At 34.7% G+C, this 17,838-nt stretch carries 13 protein-coding genes; 4 read left to right on the forward strand and 9 right to left on the reverse strand.

The features are described 5' to 3' along the window. Nucleotides 1-30: 30 nt before the first annotated feature. From ACT53I_RS06040 to ACT53I_RS06055, 4 genes are all read left to right on the forward strand, one after another. Nucleotides 31-579 carry a fasciclin domain-containing protein gene (locus ACT53I_RS06040; protein WP_069796456.1) on the forward strand — a complete coding sequence of 183 codons (549 nt, stop codon included), beginning with the start codon at nucleotides 31-33 and terminating at the stop codon, nucleotides 577-579. A 698-nt stretch (nucleotides 580-1,277) separates the two neighbouring features. Next, the gene (locus ACT53I_RS06045; protein ID WP_476078891.1) at nucleotides 1,278-4,001 is read left to right on the forward strand and encodes a DEAD/DEAH box helicase family protein; all 2,724 of its coding nucleotides are present in this window, start codon (nucleotides 1,278-1,280) and stop codon (nucleotides 3,999-4,001) included. 13 nt (nucleotides 4,002-4,014) lie between these two features. After that, the gene (locus ACT53I_RS06050) at nucleotides 4,015-4,728 is read left to right on the forward strand and encodes a hypothetical protein (RefSeq protein WP_476078892.1); all 714 of its coding nucleotides are present in this window, start codon (nucleotides 4,015-4,017) and stop codon (nucleotides 4,726-4,728) included. Next, the gene (locus ACT53I_RS06055) at nucleotides 4,725-5,579 is read left to right on the forward strand and encodes a hypothetical protein (protein WP_476078893.1); all 855 of its coding nucleotides are present in this window, start codon (nucleotides 4,725-4,727) and stop codon (nucleotides 5,577-5,579) included. Before ACT53I_RS06050 ends, ACT53I_RS06055 begins: the two co-directional genes overlap by 4 nt. Before the next feature lie 178 nt (nucleotides 5,580-5,757). Here the strand turns inward: ACT53I_RS06055 and ACT53I_RS06060 are convergent, their stop codons facing one another. From ACT53I_RS06060 to ACT53I_RS06100, 9 genes are all read right to left on the reverse strand, one after another. Next, a complete protein-coding gene (locus ACT53I_RS06060) occupies nucleotides 5,758-6,966 on the reverse strand; it encodes a hypothetical protein (RefSeq protein ID WP_476078894.1) in 1,209 nt (402 codons plus the stop codon). 53 nt (nucleotides 6,967-7,019) lie between these two features. Beyond that, the gene (locus ACT53I_RS06065) at nucleotides 7,020-7,622 is read right to left on the reverse strand and encodes a Crp/Fnr family transcriptional regulator (RefSeq protein ID WP_104793564.1); all 603 of its coding nucleotides are present in this window, start codon (nucleotides 7,620-7,622) and stop codon (nucleotides 7,020-7,022) included. A 151-nt stretch (nucleotides 7,623-7,773) separates the two neighbouring features. Next, nucleotides 7,774-9,180, reverse strand: a complete 1,407-nt coding sequence (locus ACT53I_RS06070) for a TolC family protein (protein ID WP_476078895.1) — start codon at nucleotides 9,178-9,180, stop codon at nucleotides 7,774-7,776. 16 nt (nucleotides 9,181-9,196) lie between these two features. Next, nucleotides 9,197-12,340 carry an efflux RND transporter permease subunit gene (locus ACT53I_RS06075; RefSeq protein ID WP_476078896.1) on the reverse strand — a complete coding sequence of 1,048 codons (3,144 nt, stop codon included), beginning with the start codon at nucleotides 12,338-12,340 and terminating at the stop codon, nucleotides 9,197-9,199. Beyond that, entirely contained in the window at nucleotides 12,340-13,524 is a 1,185-nt protein-coding gene (locus tag ACT53I_RS06080; protein WP_213195820.1) for an efflux RND transporter periplasmic adaptor subunit, read from the reverse strand. The genes ACT53I_RS06075 and ACT53I_RS06080 overlap by 1 nt, the downstream gene beginning before the upstream one ends. 21 nt (nucleotides 13,525-13,545) lie before the next feature. Then, on the reverse strand, nucleotides 13,546-14,007 hold the full coding sequence (locus tag ACT53I_RS06085; RefSeq protein ID WP_476078897.1) for a transcriptional regulator: 462 nt from the start codon (nucleotides 14,005-14,007) through the stop codon (nucleotides 13,546-13,548). A 363-nt stretch (nucleotides 14,008-14,370) separates the two neighbouring features. Continuing rightward, entirely contained in the window at nucleotides 14,371-15,282 is a 912-nt protein-coding gene (locus ACT53I_RS06090) for a hypothetical protein (protein WP_476078898.1), read from the reverse strand. Between the two features lie 86 nt (nucleotides 15,283-15,368). Next, entirely contained in the window at nucleotides 15,369-15,908 is a 540-nt protein-coding gene (locus tag ACT53I_RS06095) for a helix-turn-helix domain-containing protein (protein ID WP_476078899.1), read from the reverse strand. A gap of 275 nt (nucleotides 15,909-16,183) precedes the next feature. Next, complete coding sequence (locus ACT53I_RS06100) at nucleotides 16,184-17,725, reverse strand: T9SS type A sorting domain-containing protein (protein ID WP_476078900.1); 1,542 nt, start codon at nucleotides 17,723-17,725, stop codon at nucleotides 16,184-16,186. Nucleotides 17,726-17,838: the final 113 nt, after the last annotated feature.

The following is a 17,838-nucleotide window of genomic DNA, read 5'->3' on the forward strand; positions in this document are numbered from 1 at the left end:
TCGTAATTTTATTTAAAATTTTATAAAAATATGAAAAAGACATTTCTAATCCTTTCTTGTGTTGCTCTAGGACTTATCTCATGCAACAAAACCGAGGCTACCACTGAAACCTCAACCTCTACAGAAACTGTAGCTGGTGGTCAAGAAGCTGTAGTAGACGAAGATTCTGCACCTACCATTGTAAAATTAGCGGCAGGAAATAAAGATCTTTCTACCCTTGTTACCGCAGTAGAAGCAGCGGGACTGACTACTTCACTCAGTAATGCAGGTCCATTTACTGTTTTTGCGCCTGTAAATGCTGCTTTTGATAAATTACCTGCTGGAACAGTTGATGATTTATTAAAACCTGAAAACAATAGTAAATTGGGTGATATTTTAGGACACCACACTTATGTAGGAGTGATTAAAACAGAACAAATGACTGACGGTCAATCTTTAGGCATGGTAGACGGTAAAAATATTACTATTAAAATGGTGAATGGCAAACCAACCATCAACGGAACGGTTAATATTATTGCTACCGTTCCTGCATCTAACGGAATTGTACACGTAGTAGATGGTGTTATTTTACCACAATAATTATTACATAGGTTTTTCACAACAAAAGGCTTACTGATTTTTAGTAAGTCTTTTTTTATGGTGTGGCTTCGTGAACTTCGTTCGCAGACCTTTGGTCTGTGCTCAGCCACCGATTTTCTTTTCCCCGACCCTGACTTCGACTACGCTCAGCCACCGAAAGTGGAAAATTATTTTTATTATATGTTCTTTTGGCTTGAACCAAAAGAACCAAAAGTTCAAGTCTGGAAATCCTCAGCTAAAAATGTATAACCTTTTCTAAAAACTCTGAAACTCACTCGGCAGAATGCCGAGCTTAAACAGCAGACTTTTTTTAACGAAAAGGTTATACATTTTTTTAACGCTTGCGGTTTCCTAGGACATCAAATTCAACTCGATTTGTAATGTACAAGAGATTTTCTGTCCTTTCGTTCTCTTTAATATTTTAAACGTTTCAACAGACTAATTAATGGAGATAATTTTCTTTCCTCTACCCTGGCTTCGGAAGGCTTAGCCAACGAGATAAAAATTACGGTTTTCCTTTATTTTATTTTCTGCTTTTTGTTTATATTTGTTAAAACTAATAAACTGAAACTCGAGTACCTAACACAAAAAATTCTTATTGTCATTTTCAAAAAAAATAATTTATTGATAGTAAGAATTTTACCATTAAAACATTTGTATTTGACTGTTTAGCGTTTTTTTAAAAATATATCAATATTTTGACAGAATACCCGAAAGACATAAAATTTAAATACAGTTGGAGAAAATACCAACAACGAGTGCTTGACGACTTACAAGACCACCTAAATGACGGACATTTACACGTAATTGCTCCTCCAGGCTCGGGAAAGACAGTTTTAGGACTTGAAGTTGCTATTCGGCTTAACAAACCTACTTTAATTCTTGCTCCTACCCTTGCAATTCGTAACCAATGGATACAACGTTTTTGTGAACTTTTCCTTCAAACCAACTTGACCCCTGATTGGATCTCTAGAGACATACGCAATCCAAAATTTATGACCGTTGTAACGTATCAAGGTCTTCATGCAGCTTGTAACAACTGGAGAACTGACGAAGAAGAACTTGAAAGCGAAGAAGAAAAAACAGAAAAAACAAACGAAAAAGCAACAAATCCCAATCTTGAAAATATTGTACGCGGACTAAAAGCACAAAAAATAAAAACGATTGTAGTGGACGAAGCACACCATTTAAAAAATGAATGGTGGCAAACACTAACAAAGGTCAAAGAAAAATTAGCCCCGACTATTGTTGGCTTAACAGCCACTCCTCCCTATGACGTTACAGCTACAGACTGGCAAAGATACATTGACTTAAACGGACCTGTTGATACAGAAATTTCAGTTCCTGAATTGGTTATTGAAAGTGATTTATGCCCTCACCAAGATTACGTTTATTTCACATTACCAACAGAGAAAGAAAACCAAAGCATTGTTAATTTCAGACAAAACATTGAAAAATTTTTTCAAGAAATTAAAAATGATGAAACTATCATCAAGGCTATAGAACAACATCCCATTTGGCAAAACCCGATAGAACAATTAGATTGGATTTACAACAACCTCTCCTATTATTCAGCTTGTCTGATTTTCCTAAAAGCCAACGATAAAGAAATTCCAGAAACTCATCTGGAAGTAATTGGAGATAAGAAATTTAAAATTCCAAAACTTGATTATGAATGGATTGAAAAACTTTTAGATTTTTACCTCTACAAAGAAAAAGAACACTTCAAGACATTTGAAGAACATCAAAAAACGCTTGAAAACCGATTAAGAAGATATGGGGCAATAGAAAGGCGACAAATCAATTTTTCCCAAAATAAAAGAGTAACAGGATTTTTGACTTCAAGTATTAGCAAACTCAACGGTATTAAGGAAATTGTTGATTTTGAATATCAGAATTTAGGAAACAATTTACGATTAGTAATTCTTTCAGACTTCATCCGTAAAGAGTTTTATATCAACGCTCCTGACAATAACCTTGAACTCAACAAAATCGGAGTAATTCCAATTTTTGAAAAATTAAGACGAGAAAACAATGAGAATAAGAAAATTGCTGTTTTAACAGGTTCAATGATCATCATTCCTGTAAGTGCTTACTCTGCTTTTGAAGCAAAAGCTGCAAAATATGGCATTAAGCAAATCAGTTCTAATCCCCTTCCTTTTGACAGCAATTACATATTAATCAGCCAAACCGAGCAACTCAAACATGACATCGTTCATATAGTAACACAAATTTTTCAACGTGGAGAAATAGAAGTTTTGATAGGAACAAAATCTTTGCTTGGTGAAGGTTGGGACGCTCCAGCAATCAACTCATTAATCTTGGCAAGTTTTGTAGGTTCGTTTGTGCTTTCCAATCAAATGCGAGGTAGAGCCATTAGAACCCAAAGCGGAAATAGCGAAAAGACAGGAAATATTTGGCATTTGGTCTGTATTGACAAAACTTCACCCACAGGTGGAGAAGATTTTGACTTACTAAAAAGACGTTTCAGAAGCTTCGTTGGCGTTTCTTTCAAAGAAGAACCCGGAATTGAAAATGGAATTGGCAGATTGAATTTGCCCGAAAATATTCACCATACAGAAGAAACTGAAAGGAAAAACATTGAAATGTTTACCCACGCACGAGACAGAGAAAGTTTGAAGCAGCGCTGGAAAGAAGCATTGGCAACAGGTGTAGACCTTGTAGAAGAAATCAGAATTCCATTCCCCGAAGAAAGAGAATACAAAGCGGTAAAGTCAATGTACATTGACAAGACAATTAAAAACTTATTAGCCACTTTAGGCTCAGGACTGCTTGGCTTTGGTTTAGAAAGTTTACAAGGACTTGGAAGAGCAGCAAAAAATATCAAAACAACTCAAGACCTTTATTTATTCCTTGCAATTCTTGGAACTATTGGTATGTTAATTTTCGGAAGACAGACTTACAAAACCTTGACACTATATTTTAAATACCGTGACATATCAAAAGACATTCAGCAAATCGGGAATGCACTTTTAAATTCATTAGTAAAAGCAGGTGCAATTCGCACAGACAATTCAAAATTAAAAGTTGAAACCTCTGTTGACTATTGGGGTGCTGTTTATTGTCATTTAGAAGGTGGAACTACATTTGATAAATCAACTTTTATAAACGCACTTCAAGAAATCATTGCTCCTGTTGATAACCCACGATATGTGATAATCAGAAAAAACAGGTTTATGCTTTTCGTTAAGCAAAAAGACTATCATTCTGTTCCTGAAATACTTGGAAGAAACAAAAATGCAGCAGAATATTTCCAAAATCAATGGGAAAGACTTGTAGGTGCTTGTGAATTGATTTTTACAAGAACAATTGACGGAAGAAAGCTACTTTTGAAATCAAGAGTAAAATCTTTGGCAGCACAATTTGATGACAAAGTAGAACACGTAAATAAATGGAAATGAGAACAACAGAAAAATGAGTATATTTTCTTATCATCTTGTAAAACTATCTTTTATTTCTGCATTCAGAATAATGTTTTCGTCAATTAAATCAAAACAAGTAAATGGATTGATTTATGCTGAAACGATGTCTGCAATGGTGTTAGGTTCATCCATCTTTTCTAAGTCTCGATTTTTTAACAGAGAAATTGTGGTTTTCGCTCAATGGGAAGATGAAAAGTATCTAAATGAATTTTTGCAATCTCATTCTAAAGGAAAACTAATCGCAAAAGGTTGGCATATTCGATTGGAATTTTTACGACAATGGGGAAAAATCTCAGGATTTCAAATTCCTCATCACGAAACAGAATTAGAAAACGAAAATAGACCAGTAGTCGCAGTTACGATTGCTAGAATGAAATACACACAAATTCAGAGATTTATTCATTGGGGAAGACCTGTAGAAAAGCAAGTTCGAGACAATGACGGAACTACTTTATCATTGGCTTCTATTCGATACCCGAATGTTATATCAACTTTTTCAATTTGGAAAACACAAAAAGCAATGACCGATATGGTTAGTGGACACAGTAAAATGCCACAACCAAAACGACACATTAATGCGATGAAAGAACGTGAAAGAAAAGATTTTCATTTTGAGTTTACCACGTTGCGTTTTAAACCACTTACAGAATATGGAGAATGGAATGGCCAAAAAAATTATATCCCAAATCAAAGCGAATCGTTATGAATACAGCAGATACAATGCAAAAATTCCAGGATTGGTTTACACAACAATGGGTAATTACTTATGGAAGAAAAATCAATCCTCTTGAAAATTCTTGGTTAATGGGTTATTTCGGAAATGTAAACGGAATTGGTGAAAAATTTATTTATGATTTAGCCGAAAAGGAAGATTTAACCATAAGTAGAAATTCGCATCACAAAGGATTGTTGGATTCGATTTCGAGTTTGAATTTACAAGAGAATGAAATTAAAAATCTTTCTAAAAAAGTTGTAGATTTTTACGAAAATACATCTGAATACAATTTACAATTTAGCTTAAAATGGAATCCTATATTTAAGATATTTGGTTATATCGTGAATAGATTATTCAGCCAGAGAATTAATCAACTTAATATTCCAACAACAAACATTCAATCCGCTGAAAATCTTACCAGCGAAATCATTCAATTAGTTGCAAAAAATACTAACGAGGTAAAATATACGATTTGGCTGCGAAAATTTCAATCAACAGGAAAAGTCATTTATTCTGGAATTTATACAACTTGCACACTACCTTCAGGTATTACTTGTGTAAAAGCCATTTTTCCATTACCAAAAGGAAATGCAACGGTCATTCTTAAACCTTCTGTCGGAGAAAAAAACGAACTGATTTTGGATTCCTCGGGAAATAAATTTGGGGACGCAGGTTTTTATTTTTTACTTCATGATTCCAAAGGAAAGCGTTGGAGTAAATACATAAAATCCTTCAAAGACAAACTCATTGTTAGCGATGAAAATGGAAAATTAACAGCAGAACAAACGCTAAGATTATGGAATCTTAAAGTTGCAAGATTTGAATACAAGATGAAAAAGTAAACAACATCAACTGAAAGAATAAGGGCGAATAGATAAAATGTGTATAGCAATATGGGGAGTTAAGCAAAAATTCAAAGTATTTTTCTGTCGCAACTTTCCTTATTTTAATTTAGCAAAAAACAAAAAGGCTTACTGAAATTCAGTAAACCTTTGTTGGATTTATAAAAAAGTAAGGGGTTTAATTGTTTTTTTCCTTTAAGGTGTTGAAGATGATTAGAATGGAGATTAAAATGAGTACAGAGATTCCAAATAAAAATTCATTGGCAAAAGGAATCGCTACATATTTTATCGAGAAAATGCCCATTAATCCCAATAAAAATTCATTCAGAAAAACGCTCAACAGAAAATATTTTAATCCAGCATTTAATCTTGGGTTAGTTTTAAAATTTTGAATGACTTGACTTAATAAAAAAGTCGCCACGCACATCAATAAAATCAAGTGTAAATAGGCAATCACCACGTTTCTAAAACCGAACGCAAATTGAGAAACCACTGGAATGACAGAACCCAACTGCAATAAAATTTTCACTGCAAAAGCAAAGCCTACATAGATGAAAACAAATCTCTGTAAAGCATTGGTAGTGGTTTTTATCTTTGGCCATTGGTTTTTTATCCATTTAAAAAACACAAAAGCGGCATGAGTTTGAACAAGCGTTGCCAAAACAATGACTAGATAAATCCAAACAGGCAGTTTCAACCATAAAACCGATAAACCGAAGCCTATGAAACAACCTATGAACAACAACCAAAATATCCTTTTGTTTTCTGTTGAACTGATTAGAATTCCTTTTTCTTTCAGGTGATAAAAGAGCAATCCTAGACATGAAAAAATAAAAAATCCGTTGTACTGAAAATGCAGATAAAAATACGTAGACGCTAGATATAATTCCTGTACCACGTTTTTACTCGCCATCATATAACTCAATGTAAAAACGCCTAATGATGACAATACGGCAAAGAAAAAAGCCCCTAAAAACCAAATTTTGGAGGTTTCCTGAAGGTTTTTAAGGTCTCTGTGCAAGAAAAGATAGTACACAAAACTATTCAGCAAAGCGATGGTGGAAAAAATTATGGACAACCAATAATATCCTGCGTATAGAAAACTCAACAGCATTCCGTAAGAAGCGAAAAAATTAATCCTAATCAATATTTGGTATTTTTTCAACTGAATTTCTTCTACCGTTTTGCTTAGATATTGAGCCACTAAAATGTAAATGCACGAAGTGATGAAGCCATAAAAAGCAAAATGAGAATGGGCTTCTTGCAGATGTTTTTGTTCTACAAAAGGCAAAGAAAAGGCAATCTTATAGCGCATCAATACGCCTAAAATCGCAACGATTACAAAACTGAAAACTGAAAACTTAAGTAAGAATGCTTGATTTTTCATGCCCTAAAATTAGAGCATTTAAACTACTTATTCTATGACTGTAATCACAGCGACTAGAAATAAATTTTACCATTTCTGATTTCTAACTTGCCATCTCTTTCCATTTTTTTAACGGTTCTGATAATGGTTTCGGTTCTGAGACCCGTCATATTCGAAAGTTCTTTTCGGGTGATGTCTATTAGAATTTTTTCTTCGCCACAGCTTTTTTGCTTTTTATAATCGCAGAGTTGGCTGAAAATTCTGTTCTCAGGATTTAGGAACACGATATTTTTAATGGAATTGCTCTTGCTGATGGATTTTTCGGCAATAGACTTGGTAAATTCTATGAGTAAATCTGGTTTTTGTTTCAGATAATTGAGGAAATTATCTTTGTTGATTTTGTAAATTTCTGCACATTCTGAAGTCACCACTACATTTCCCGGAAAAGGCCTCCCTAACAGAACAGCTGGTTCCCCGAAAAAACTTTGGTCAAACACTTTGTGTTGCAAAAATTCTTTTCCTTCTTCGGTAAAGTGAAAGACAGAAAGTTCTCCTTTTACCAAATAATAAAACGAATGCGAATGACTTCCTTCACTGTGAATTAGGTCATCTTTTTTGTATTTTTTTAACTCAGCATTTGTGTTAAAACTAAATTCTTGATCTATAATAAAACTCATCTCAAACCATTTTAACTTTCTGCAATTTACAAAATATAAATGACCTTTACTAAAGAATTTTAAAAAGACCATAACAGTCTTATTTTAAGATAAAAAAGCGCTCAATTCTACAAATTGAACGCCTTTTTACAAAAAAATTTAAAACAATTTATTATCTCCAACCGCCACCTAAAGCACGGTATAGTTCTACTCCTGCTTGTAATTTGGTATATTGAGCATTGGCAATGTTAATTTCTGCATTCAGTTTATTTACGTTGGCATTCAGCACTTCTAAATAATTCGCCATTCCGTAATTCACCAGTTCCTGAGAAAACTCTACCGATTTATCATACGCTGATAATTCTTTTTTCTTAAAAGCGATGAATTGGTCCTGCGCATTGTACATTTTCAGCGCATCTGAAACTTCATTTCCCGCATTCAGAATTGTTTTTCTAAAATTCAGATAAGCTCTTTCTTGATTCGCAAGACTTACTTCGTAATTGGTTCTGATTTGTCTTTTGTTCAATATCGGTTGAGCCAAACCTACCAAAACATTGGCAAAAACAGAATTGGCACTGAATAACTTGTCAATATCTACCGATTGTACTCCTGTACTTCCTGTAATTCTAAGACTAGGGTAAAACTGTGCTTTTGCAGCATTGGTGAGTTCAAAAGCATTAATCAGGTTAAATTCTGCCTGTTTTACATCAGGACGATTCGCCAAAAGAGCGCTTGGATAACCTACATCTGTATTGAGTGCAAAATTCTGGGTACTGAGAGACGTTCTTTCGATTTCGTGAGAAGGTTCACCCATTAACAAAGAAATGGTATTTTCTAACATCTGAATCTGAACGTCTAAAGTCACCAAAGAAGCTTCGGCATTATACACCAACGCTTCACTTTGTTGAACCGCCACTTCCGAAACTATTCCCGCATCTTTTAATGCTTTGGTGGTTTCTAAATTCTTTTTGCGAATTTCTATGGTATTGCTGAAGATTTTTTTCTGTTCATCAAAAGTCAAAAGTTGATAATACGCCGTCGCAATAGAAGCCACCAAATTGCTTTTTACATTTTGATGCGCTGCAACAGAACTCAGATATGCTGCATATTGCGCTTTTTCTTGCCCTTTTAGTTTTCCCCAAATGTCAAGTTCCCAACCAAGATTTGCAGTAATATCAAATTGATTGATGTATCTTCTTTCTCCTACAATTTGTCCGAACTGTGTATTGAGCGACGAGGTATTAAAAGAATAATCAGGCCCCACAGAAATGGTAGGTTGATACGCTGCTTTTGACTGTTTCAAATACGCTTCTGCGCTTGCAATATTTTGCAAAGCGATTCTGATGTCTAGATTATTCTCTAAAGCTTTGGCGATGTGTTTTTGCAAAACAGCATCGGTAAAAATTTCTTTCCAAGAGAGATTTGCCATGCTTAGACTGTCTTTTGGCAAGGCATCTGTTCTGAAAAGTTTTTCGTCTACCACATCGTTAGCTCTTTGGTAATTCTGTCTGGTGTGACAAGACACCACCAAAAAACTTACGAAAAATATAAGAATGATTTTATGGATTGTTATTTTCATAAACTTCGTTTTTAAATTATTCAGACAGATTAATTTCTAGTTTTTTAGGCGGCGTAATTTTTTCTTGTAAATATTGGAAAATCACGAATAATACAGGAATTACCACCAATCCTAAAAATGTACCTATCAATAGCCCCACTGCAGCACCTGTTGCAATCGAACGGTTTCCTACCGCACCAATTCCTGTTGCGAAAATGAGAGGCAATAAACCAAAAATAAACGCAAAAGAAGTCATTAAAATCGGTCTTAATCTCGCTTTAGCTGCATTGATGGCAGACATAACCAAGGTTTCACCGTGATGACGTCTTTGCACCGCAAATTCTACAATTAGAATGGCATTTTTCGCCAATAAACCTACCAACATGATTAAGGCAATCTGGAAGTAAATGTTGTTTTCTAAGCCTGCTAATTTTTGACCTAAAAACGCACCCATCACTCCTAATGGAAGGGAAATAATCACAATTAGCGGTAAGATATAACTTTCATATTGCGCTGCTAAAATGAAATATACAAATACCAAACTTAAGAGGAATATCAACAGCGTTTGAGAGCCAGAAGCTAATTCTTCTCTTGACAAACCTGTAAATTCTACCTCATAGTTTTGGTTGAGTGCACCATCTGCTACTTCCTGTACTGCTCTAATTGCGTCTCCGGTACTGTAACCCGGTGCATTAGACCCAGTAATTTTCACGGAAGTGAATAAGTTGTAACGGCTTACAGATTGTGGACCATAGGTTTTTTCTAAGGTTACAAATTGAGAAATTGGTGCCATTACTCCAGATTTGGTTTTCACATATAAGGCATTCAAACTTTCAGGAGATTTTCTAGCATCTGGTAAGGCTTGCACCATTACTCTAAACTGTTTTCCATATTTGGTAAAATCTGCTGCATAAATTCCACCAATATAGCCTTGCATGGTATTTAAAATGTCCGTCACCGAAACGCCAGATTGCTCTGCTACTGGAACATTAATCGACATTTGATACTGAGGATACTTGGTATTAAAAGAAGTCTGCGCAAATTCAATTTCGGGTCTTTCTATGAGTTTTCCAATGAATTCTTGCGTTACTTTGTCTAAATCTGCATAATCACCACCTGATTTATCTAGTAAAACCGCTTCAAAACCTGCACTACTTCCAAAACCTGGAACAGAAGGCGGTTGGAAAAACACTACTTTCGCATCTGGAACCGTAGCTGCCATTCCGAAGAGTTTTTTGGTAATGTTTTCTATTTTTTCGTCGTCACCGGTTCTTTCTTCAAAAGGTTTTAGTCTGATGAAAGCCAAACCATTATTGCTACCGTTTCCTGATAAGAAACCTCTTCCCGTAGAAATGGTTACGTTTTTCACTCCTGGAATTTGTAAGGCTTTTTGTTGAATTGCCTTCAAAGCGTTATACGTTCTTTCCATGGAAGCTCCTGCAGGAAGTTGAACATCTGTAAAGATGATTCCGCGGTCTTCATTCGGAACGAAACCTTTTTTCATGGAAGCATTTGCCCACCATAAAATTCCCATGGTAATGGCAAAAATAATAACGGTCACTTTCTTGTGTCTGATGAGATATACAAAAGCTCTTCCATAACGGTCTGTAGATGCTTTGAAGCCTGCATTAAATCTGTGGAAGAATTTTCCCATGGTGGTTTTTTCTTCGTATTCTTTATCGTGATGTTGAGGTTTTAAAAATAAAGAACACAACACTGGACTCAATGTTAATGCGTTGATTGCTGAGATTAAAATCGCCACGATTAAGGTAATCCCGAACTGTTTATAGAATACACCGGTAGGTCCTTCAATAAAAGTCACGGGAATGAAAACGGCAGCCATTACCAAAGTAATCGAGATAATTGCCCCTGTAATTTCGTGCATGGCTTCTACGGTTGCTTTTTTGGCATCGCTGATGCCGTGTTCCATTTTGGCATGTACTGCTTCTACTACTACTATGGCGTCATCTACCACAATCCCAATCGCTAACACCAAGGCAAAAAGCGTCAATAAATTCAAGGAATATCCTAGAAGATTCAGGAAGAAAAACGCCCCTATAATTGATACGGGAACTGCAATTGCCGGAATCAATGTAGAACGGAAATCTTGCAAGAAAATAAATACTACGATGAATACCAAGATAAACGCTTCAATTAAGGTATGTACAACTTTTTCGATAGAGGCATCCAGAAATTCATTGGTGTCAAAGTTTACGGTATAATGAATGCCTTCTGGGAAGTCGCTTTCGGCTGTTTTTAGGTAAGCTTTGATATCGTTGATGATATCTTGTGCATTAGAACCCGGCGTTTGAAAAATCCCCATACTGATGGCTGGAGAATTTCCGTTTTCGCCTCTTCCTGTATAAGATTGAGCAGCCAATTCTACTTTAGCCACATCTTTCAGCATGAGGTTTTGTCCGTTTCCTAAAGACTTAATGATGATATTATCATACTGTTCTTTGCTGTTGTATTTCCCAACGTATTTGATGATGTATTCAAAAGAACTCCCACTATTCTGTCCGATAGAACCTGCTGCCGCTTCTCTACTCTGTTCGTTTATCGCTGCGGTAACATCTGTAGGATTCAGTCCATAAGCAGCTAGTTTATTGGGGTCTAGCCAAATTCTCATGGAATAATTTTTCCCACCCATTACGTTGGCATCTCCTACTCCATTAATCCTTTTGATGTTTGGAATAACATTGATATTCAAATAATTCTGAAGATAAACATCATCTATTTTTTTATTTTCTGAGTAAAAAGAGAGGTACATCAGCGCACTGGTCTGTTGTTTTTGTGTTACCACTCCAGAACGCGTTACTTCACTTGGCAAAAGCGGTGTAGCTCTGGCTACTCTATTCTGCACGTTTACCGCAGCAATATCTGGATTTACTCCTTGTTTAAAAAATATCTGAATGTTCGCCGAACCATCATTTCCTGCAGAAGAAGTAATATAACTCATTCCTTCTACCCCGTTAATTTGTTCTTCTAAAGGCACTACTACACTTTTCATCACCGTTTCTGCATTGGCTCCTGTATAATTTGCCGATACACTTACGGTAGGTGGTGCGATATCTGGATATTGAGTCACGGGTAAAGCCATCAATCCCAACACCCCTAAAATAACGATGAGAATTGAAATTACGGTTGATAAAACCGGTCTGTTGATGAAATTCTTTATCATTAGAAAAGCGGTTTTATAGATTGTACAATGCTATCAAATTTTGCAGGTTTTGGAATAATTGCCGTTCCTGGTTTTAGTCCGCCAATTCCTGCAGCCACTACTTTGTCACCTTTGTTTACACCAGATTTAATGATGACCATGTTATTAATTCTGTCTTGCACTTCAATCACTGTATTTTTAGCGGTATCTTTTTCTACTTTGAATAGGTAAACCATGCCTTGCTGTTCATAGGTAGCACTTTCTGGAACCACTAAAGTATTGTCATAGAATTTAGGAAATCTGATGGCTCCACTGTTTCCGTTGGTGAGTAATTTAGAAGGATTAGGGAAACCTACTCTGAACTGAATGGTTCCTGTAGCTGGGTCAATCTGACCTGTTACCACTTCTATTCTTCCTTTTTCTGGATACAGACTTCCGTTGGCTAATTCCAGTTCTACGTTGGGTAGATTTTTGATTTTCTCAGGAACGGTAGCTCCGTAAGATTTTTCTAAAAAATCTAAATATTCTTTTTCATTCATTGAGAAATACGCATATACAGAACGTGTATCTGAAATGGTAGTGAGCGGTGTAGCATCAGAAGGCCCTACCAAACTTCCTACTTTCAGTGGCAGTTTTCCTACAATTCCTGAAATAGGCGCTCTGATGATGGAATAATTGATATTCGCCTGTACTGATTTATAATTGGCAGATGCTTGTTGCTGAGAAGCCACTGCTTGTGACAATTGTGCTTGTGCTCTTGCTAAATTTGCTAAAGCCGTCTGCAATTGTACGTTGCTGATGATATTTTTTTCAACGAGAGGTTTTAATTTATTTACTTCCACTTGCGCAGCATTTACAGCTGCTCTCGCCGCAGAAACATTGGCTTGTGCCGCCGTAATTCCAGATTTAGCTGCATCTGCATTTTCGCTTAGCATGTTGGTTTCTAGTCTGAAGAGCGGTTGACCAGCCGTTACATATTGACCTTCATCTACTAAAACCTGAGTAATATATCCTTGAATTTTTGCGCGAACATCATTATTTACTACTCCTTTTATCGCAGCAGGATAGACATCATATCCTGTTACGTTTCTGGTTTCTACACTGATTACGGGATAAGGTTTTGGACCGTCTTTTTTTTCTTCTTGTTTTTTACAAGAAATGACTGATAGAATTGATAAGATGAGGAGTAAAAAAATATTTTTCATATGATTCAATTTTTTCATAATTTATAATTTGTCTAATGTTTCCTGAATATTGGCAATGTTTTTTTCTAACAGTGATTTATACAGTATATAACGTTTGTCATACTCGGTATTGTCTACTCGAGTTCTTCTAAACTCACTTAATTGGTCTAAAATTTTTATCTCTCGTTTCATTCGAGTCACAATTTCTTCGAATCTGATGTTGATAAATCCTTCATTAATGAGGAAATACCGCTTTCTTTCATCCATTTTATTGAGTGATTTGATGAGTTCTGCATTGAGCAAGAAATTAATGCTAGAAGAGATAGAACTTTTGCTTGCACAGAAAGTTTCTACCAATTCATCAAAGCATATACCCTTTCTTTCGAAGTCGAAAGCAAGGTAAGCGTAAATTTTTGCAGAAAGTGGTGGCATATCAAAGAGTTGACCATAGAAATCTACTAATTCTTGATATACTTGAGGTTCTATTTGTAGGCTATTTTTCATTTAGAAATGAATTGAGGCGCTAATTTACCAATTAGTTCGGAACAAAACGAACTAAAGTAGATAGATTTTATCAATTTTTTTGGTGAGGAGGTGATGAAGTTATGAGTTATGGGTTATGAATTGATGATACGAGATACGAGGTTCGGGGTGCGAGATGCGGGGTTTATTTGAGGATGAAGGATGAAGAATGAAGGATGAAGGATGAAGGATGAGATAATGAGATATTGAGATAATAAGGCTATGGAGGTTATTGATGGTAGAGATTTATACGGAAGGACAAAGTGGCTTTTACCTGTTCGTTTTGGGAAACTTAGTCTAGATTGTAAAAAACTCCGAAGTCTGGAAGATTCGGAGCGTGGATTTTTATTCAATTGCTATTTTATTTTGGGTACAGTCTATGTACATAATGTTGTTGGAAAATATTTTGTTTCCTAACATGCCAGTCATGCCCGAAAACTTCATCATTGCATATTGAGCTTTTGAAAATCCCTCAACGTATGTAACATTGTTAAGAGGTATTTCCACGTTGGCTATTTGAATTTTTTGTTTACAATTTGCCGTATATGTCGTTAACACGTTATTCCAAGATTGTTCTGATTTTTCAATGATTATTTTTGAGTTAGGCCCTTTTAAATTATTCCATACTTCTTTGTTGGTTAATAATTCGTAAGCACTGGTACCCGTATCCAATAAAAATTTTTCCTCTTTTGCTTTTAAAAATCCGTTTAAGATTATTTTTCTTTTTTTGAATTGGAAATCAAAAAGTTTGTTTTGAAATATAAGGGGAACCTTTGATACATTTAAAACCATGTAATTTTCTTTGAAATTGATAATTGTCTTTCTGTCTTCCAATATGTCGGCTCCTATTGTACCAATTATTTTTAGTGAATCTTTATTTTCACTTGCCATATTGTATATTTTGAAATGATCGGAAGTGACTTTGGTTTTTCCTAAATAAAAAGATGCTTTTGCAGTTTCTTTATGGATGGAAATTTGAGGAATATTCTGGATTGCTTTAGCATAAAAAACAGTATAAGGCGAGCCAGTATCTAATTGCAAATAATACGTTATGGTATCATTAGAAAAATGAATGGGAAGTAACAAGGCATTTTTTTCTTTCCCTAACCAAGTAAATGGAATAAAACCGCTCTCTTTTTCTACTTTCAAATAATTTTTATCTGGTGTGAATTTTAGGTTAAAATAAATATAACCACCCGCTGTAGTGGCTACTAAAATAACAAAAAGCGTTAATACAACTTTCTTTAAAATTTTCATTGGAGTATTTTTTGCAAACTTCTTTTTTATAAAGCAAAATGAAGGCAAAATCAATACGTCAATTTTACGTCAATTTAATTGGAATTTTATAAATAATTGATTTTTAGATTTTTGTATAAGTCGTTATTATTATTTAAGCTTATACCATTTAGGATTACTACCAGTAATTTTAAGGCATAAATTAATAATAGTGGATATAAAAATAGTGGAAAATGCAATGACAATCCTTTTTGAATGAATGGACTTGCGATTTGAGAAATTGCTAAAGCGGTTGCTAAAATGATTTGAACGCTAACAATGCTTTTCCCTAATTCTTTGATTCTAGGATCTTTTGTTTTATAGGTTAAAATAAAAGGAAATATAACACCACCAAAAGGTATTATAAGTCCAAGTAAGCTGGAGAAATTAATCCATTTTATTCTATCAATTTTTGTATTTTCTTTAGAAGGCAATAGTTTTTCCGGTTCAATTTCAAAAGTATTTGCAAGAGCCTTCAAGGTGAATCCTTTTGGGATGTTTCCTGCTTCAATTCTTTGAATAGTTCTTAGTGAAAGTCCACTTTTTTGGGCAAGCTCGCTTTGAGTTAAGTTTTTTTCCTCTCTAAATTGTTGAACTTTCGATTTCATTTCTGTTTTATTTTGTGGTTTGGATAAACTTTCTGCTGACCTTAAAGATGCTAATTTTAATTGTTAAAAACATATTCCCTATTAATAATTGAAAGTATTTAATTTGAAATATTGAGTTTCCGTTTATTGGTTACCAACAAATTTAATAAAAAAAATGAATGATGAAATGGTGATGAGATAATATGATGATTTGATGATACGGAAAGAGGAAATTGTGTGGAATATAAAAAACCAGTGAAAAGTTCACTGGCTTGATTATTTGGTTGGGCTTAAAGCTATTTTTTGAGGAGTTTTACGGTTTTGGTTCCTTGGTCTGAAATTATTTTTAATACGTAAACTCCAGGAGATAATGAGGAAACATCTTGTTGGTTGGTTTTTAAAAGTTTTTGAGTGGACAGAACTCTTCCGTCTACATCTAAAATTTGGATGGTTACATTGGTAAGATTTTTTGCATCAACATTTACAAATGAAGAGGTGGGATTAGGATAAACCTTTAGTTCTTCTTTTAAAATATTCTCTGTAGATAAATTGGTAACGGTGCTTGTGGCATACTGCAATTGTCTAGGATTTTCTGGTGGCCCATAAGAAGGATTTCCTGTTCCTGCGAAATGATCAAAAGTCATCATTAAAGTATTGGCATCTGTATATTCCGCAGAGATGTATTGACCCGTTCTTAAATTTCCAGAAAATGCAGTCCCTATTTGCCAATTTGAACCTCCATTAAACAAAATTGCATAATTGATCTGTCCTGTGTTGGTAGTGGTAGGCGATGCATTATACACCAAAGCCAAATCGTTATAAGTATTTCTGGCAAAAGTATAATAACCATCTATACTAGACATTAAACCAGCCGTTAGATTTGAATTGATTTGTCCACCATTCCAACTTCCCGTTTTATTGGTTGTGTACATTACTTTTAATGTATTGGAATTTTGTCTATAGACAATATGCTGTTTATTATTGGTATCAGACAAAATATACACTCTATCTGCTGCAGGTGTGCCCGTACTTCCCGTTGCTAAAAAGACTGGAGCCGACCAAGTTCCAGAAGTATTATTGAGATAAAGCAAGCTACCATCTGTACCACTTCCATTGGTTTCTGCTACCATTGCTATATGAGATTTATTATTTCCATCTATTGAAGCAGACATCATGTTTATATCATTTGCACCAGTTCCACTTCCGCCGGTTTGAGAATAAGCTGTTTCTGTATTCCACGCACTCCCATTAAAATATTTATGCATAACGGAATATACTCTGGTAGAAATCCCTCCTGTACCAATATTTTTAATTAAATAATACACATGAGGTTTATTAGTGGCATCTAATTTGAGTTGTACATTTGCAAAACTATAATTGGTCTGATTATTTGAATGGTCAATCGTAGTATACGTCCATGAACTTCCATTAGCACTGTATACATATTTAATTTCTGTACCATTAGAAGTATAGACCGTAATTAACATGTGATAACCGCCAGAAGAATCAATTTCTAATGCATTTCCATCACTAAACATCGTAAAAGAAGAAGTCACAATTGCTCCCGGAATTACTGAAGCATCTAGATTCGCTACACTCACCCAAGAAGATGAGGAAGGTTCCCATCTTTTAAGTCTATATGCGGGAATTACGTTGTTTATGGTATTTACCACATTTCCATCGTTAAAAAAACAATAGAATCTGCCATCTGGTCCTATACTTGTACTGCTGAAGATGTTAGAAGAGCCATTTCCTAACTCTACCACCCCTGTTGTAAAAGTCTGTGAAAATGATTGTAAAGAGATGAATACAATCAGAATGAGTAATCTTTTTAGCATAAGTTTTAGTTTTTTAATTTTTAAAAGATTTATTGACACTTTAACAAATGTATCATTAATTTATCTTTTTATTTAATTTTTCATATTAATTAACATAAAAAATTTCATTATAA

It is taken from the genome of Cloacibacterium sp. DMC96 (assembly GCF_056313765.1).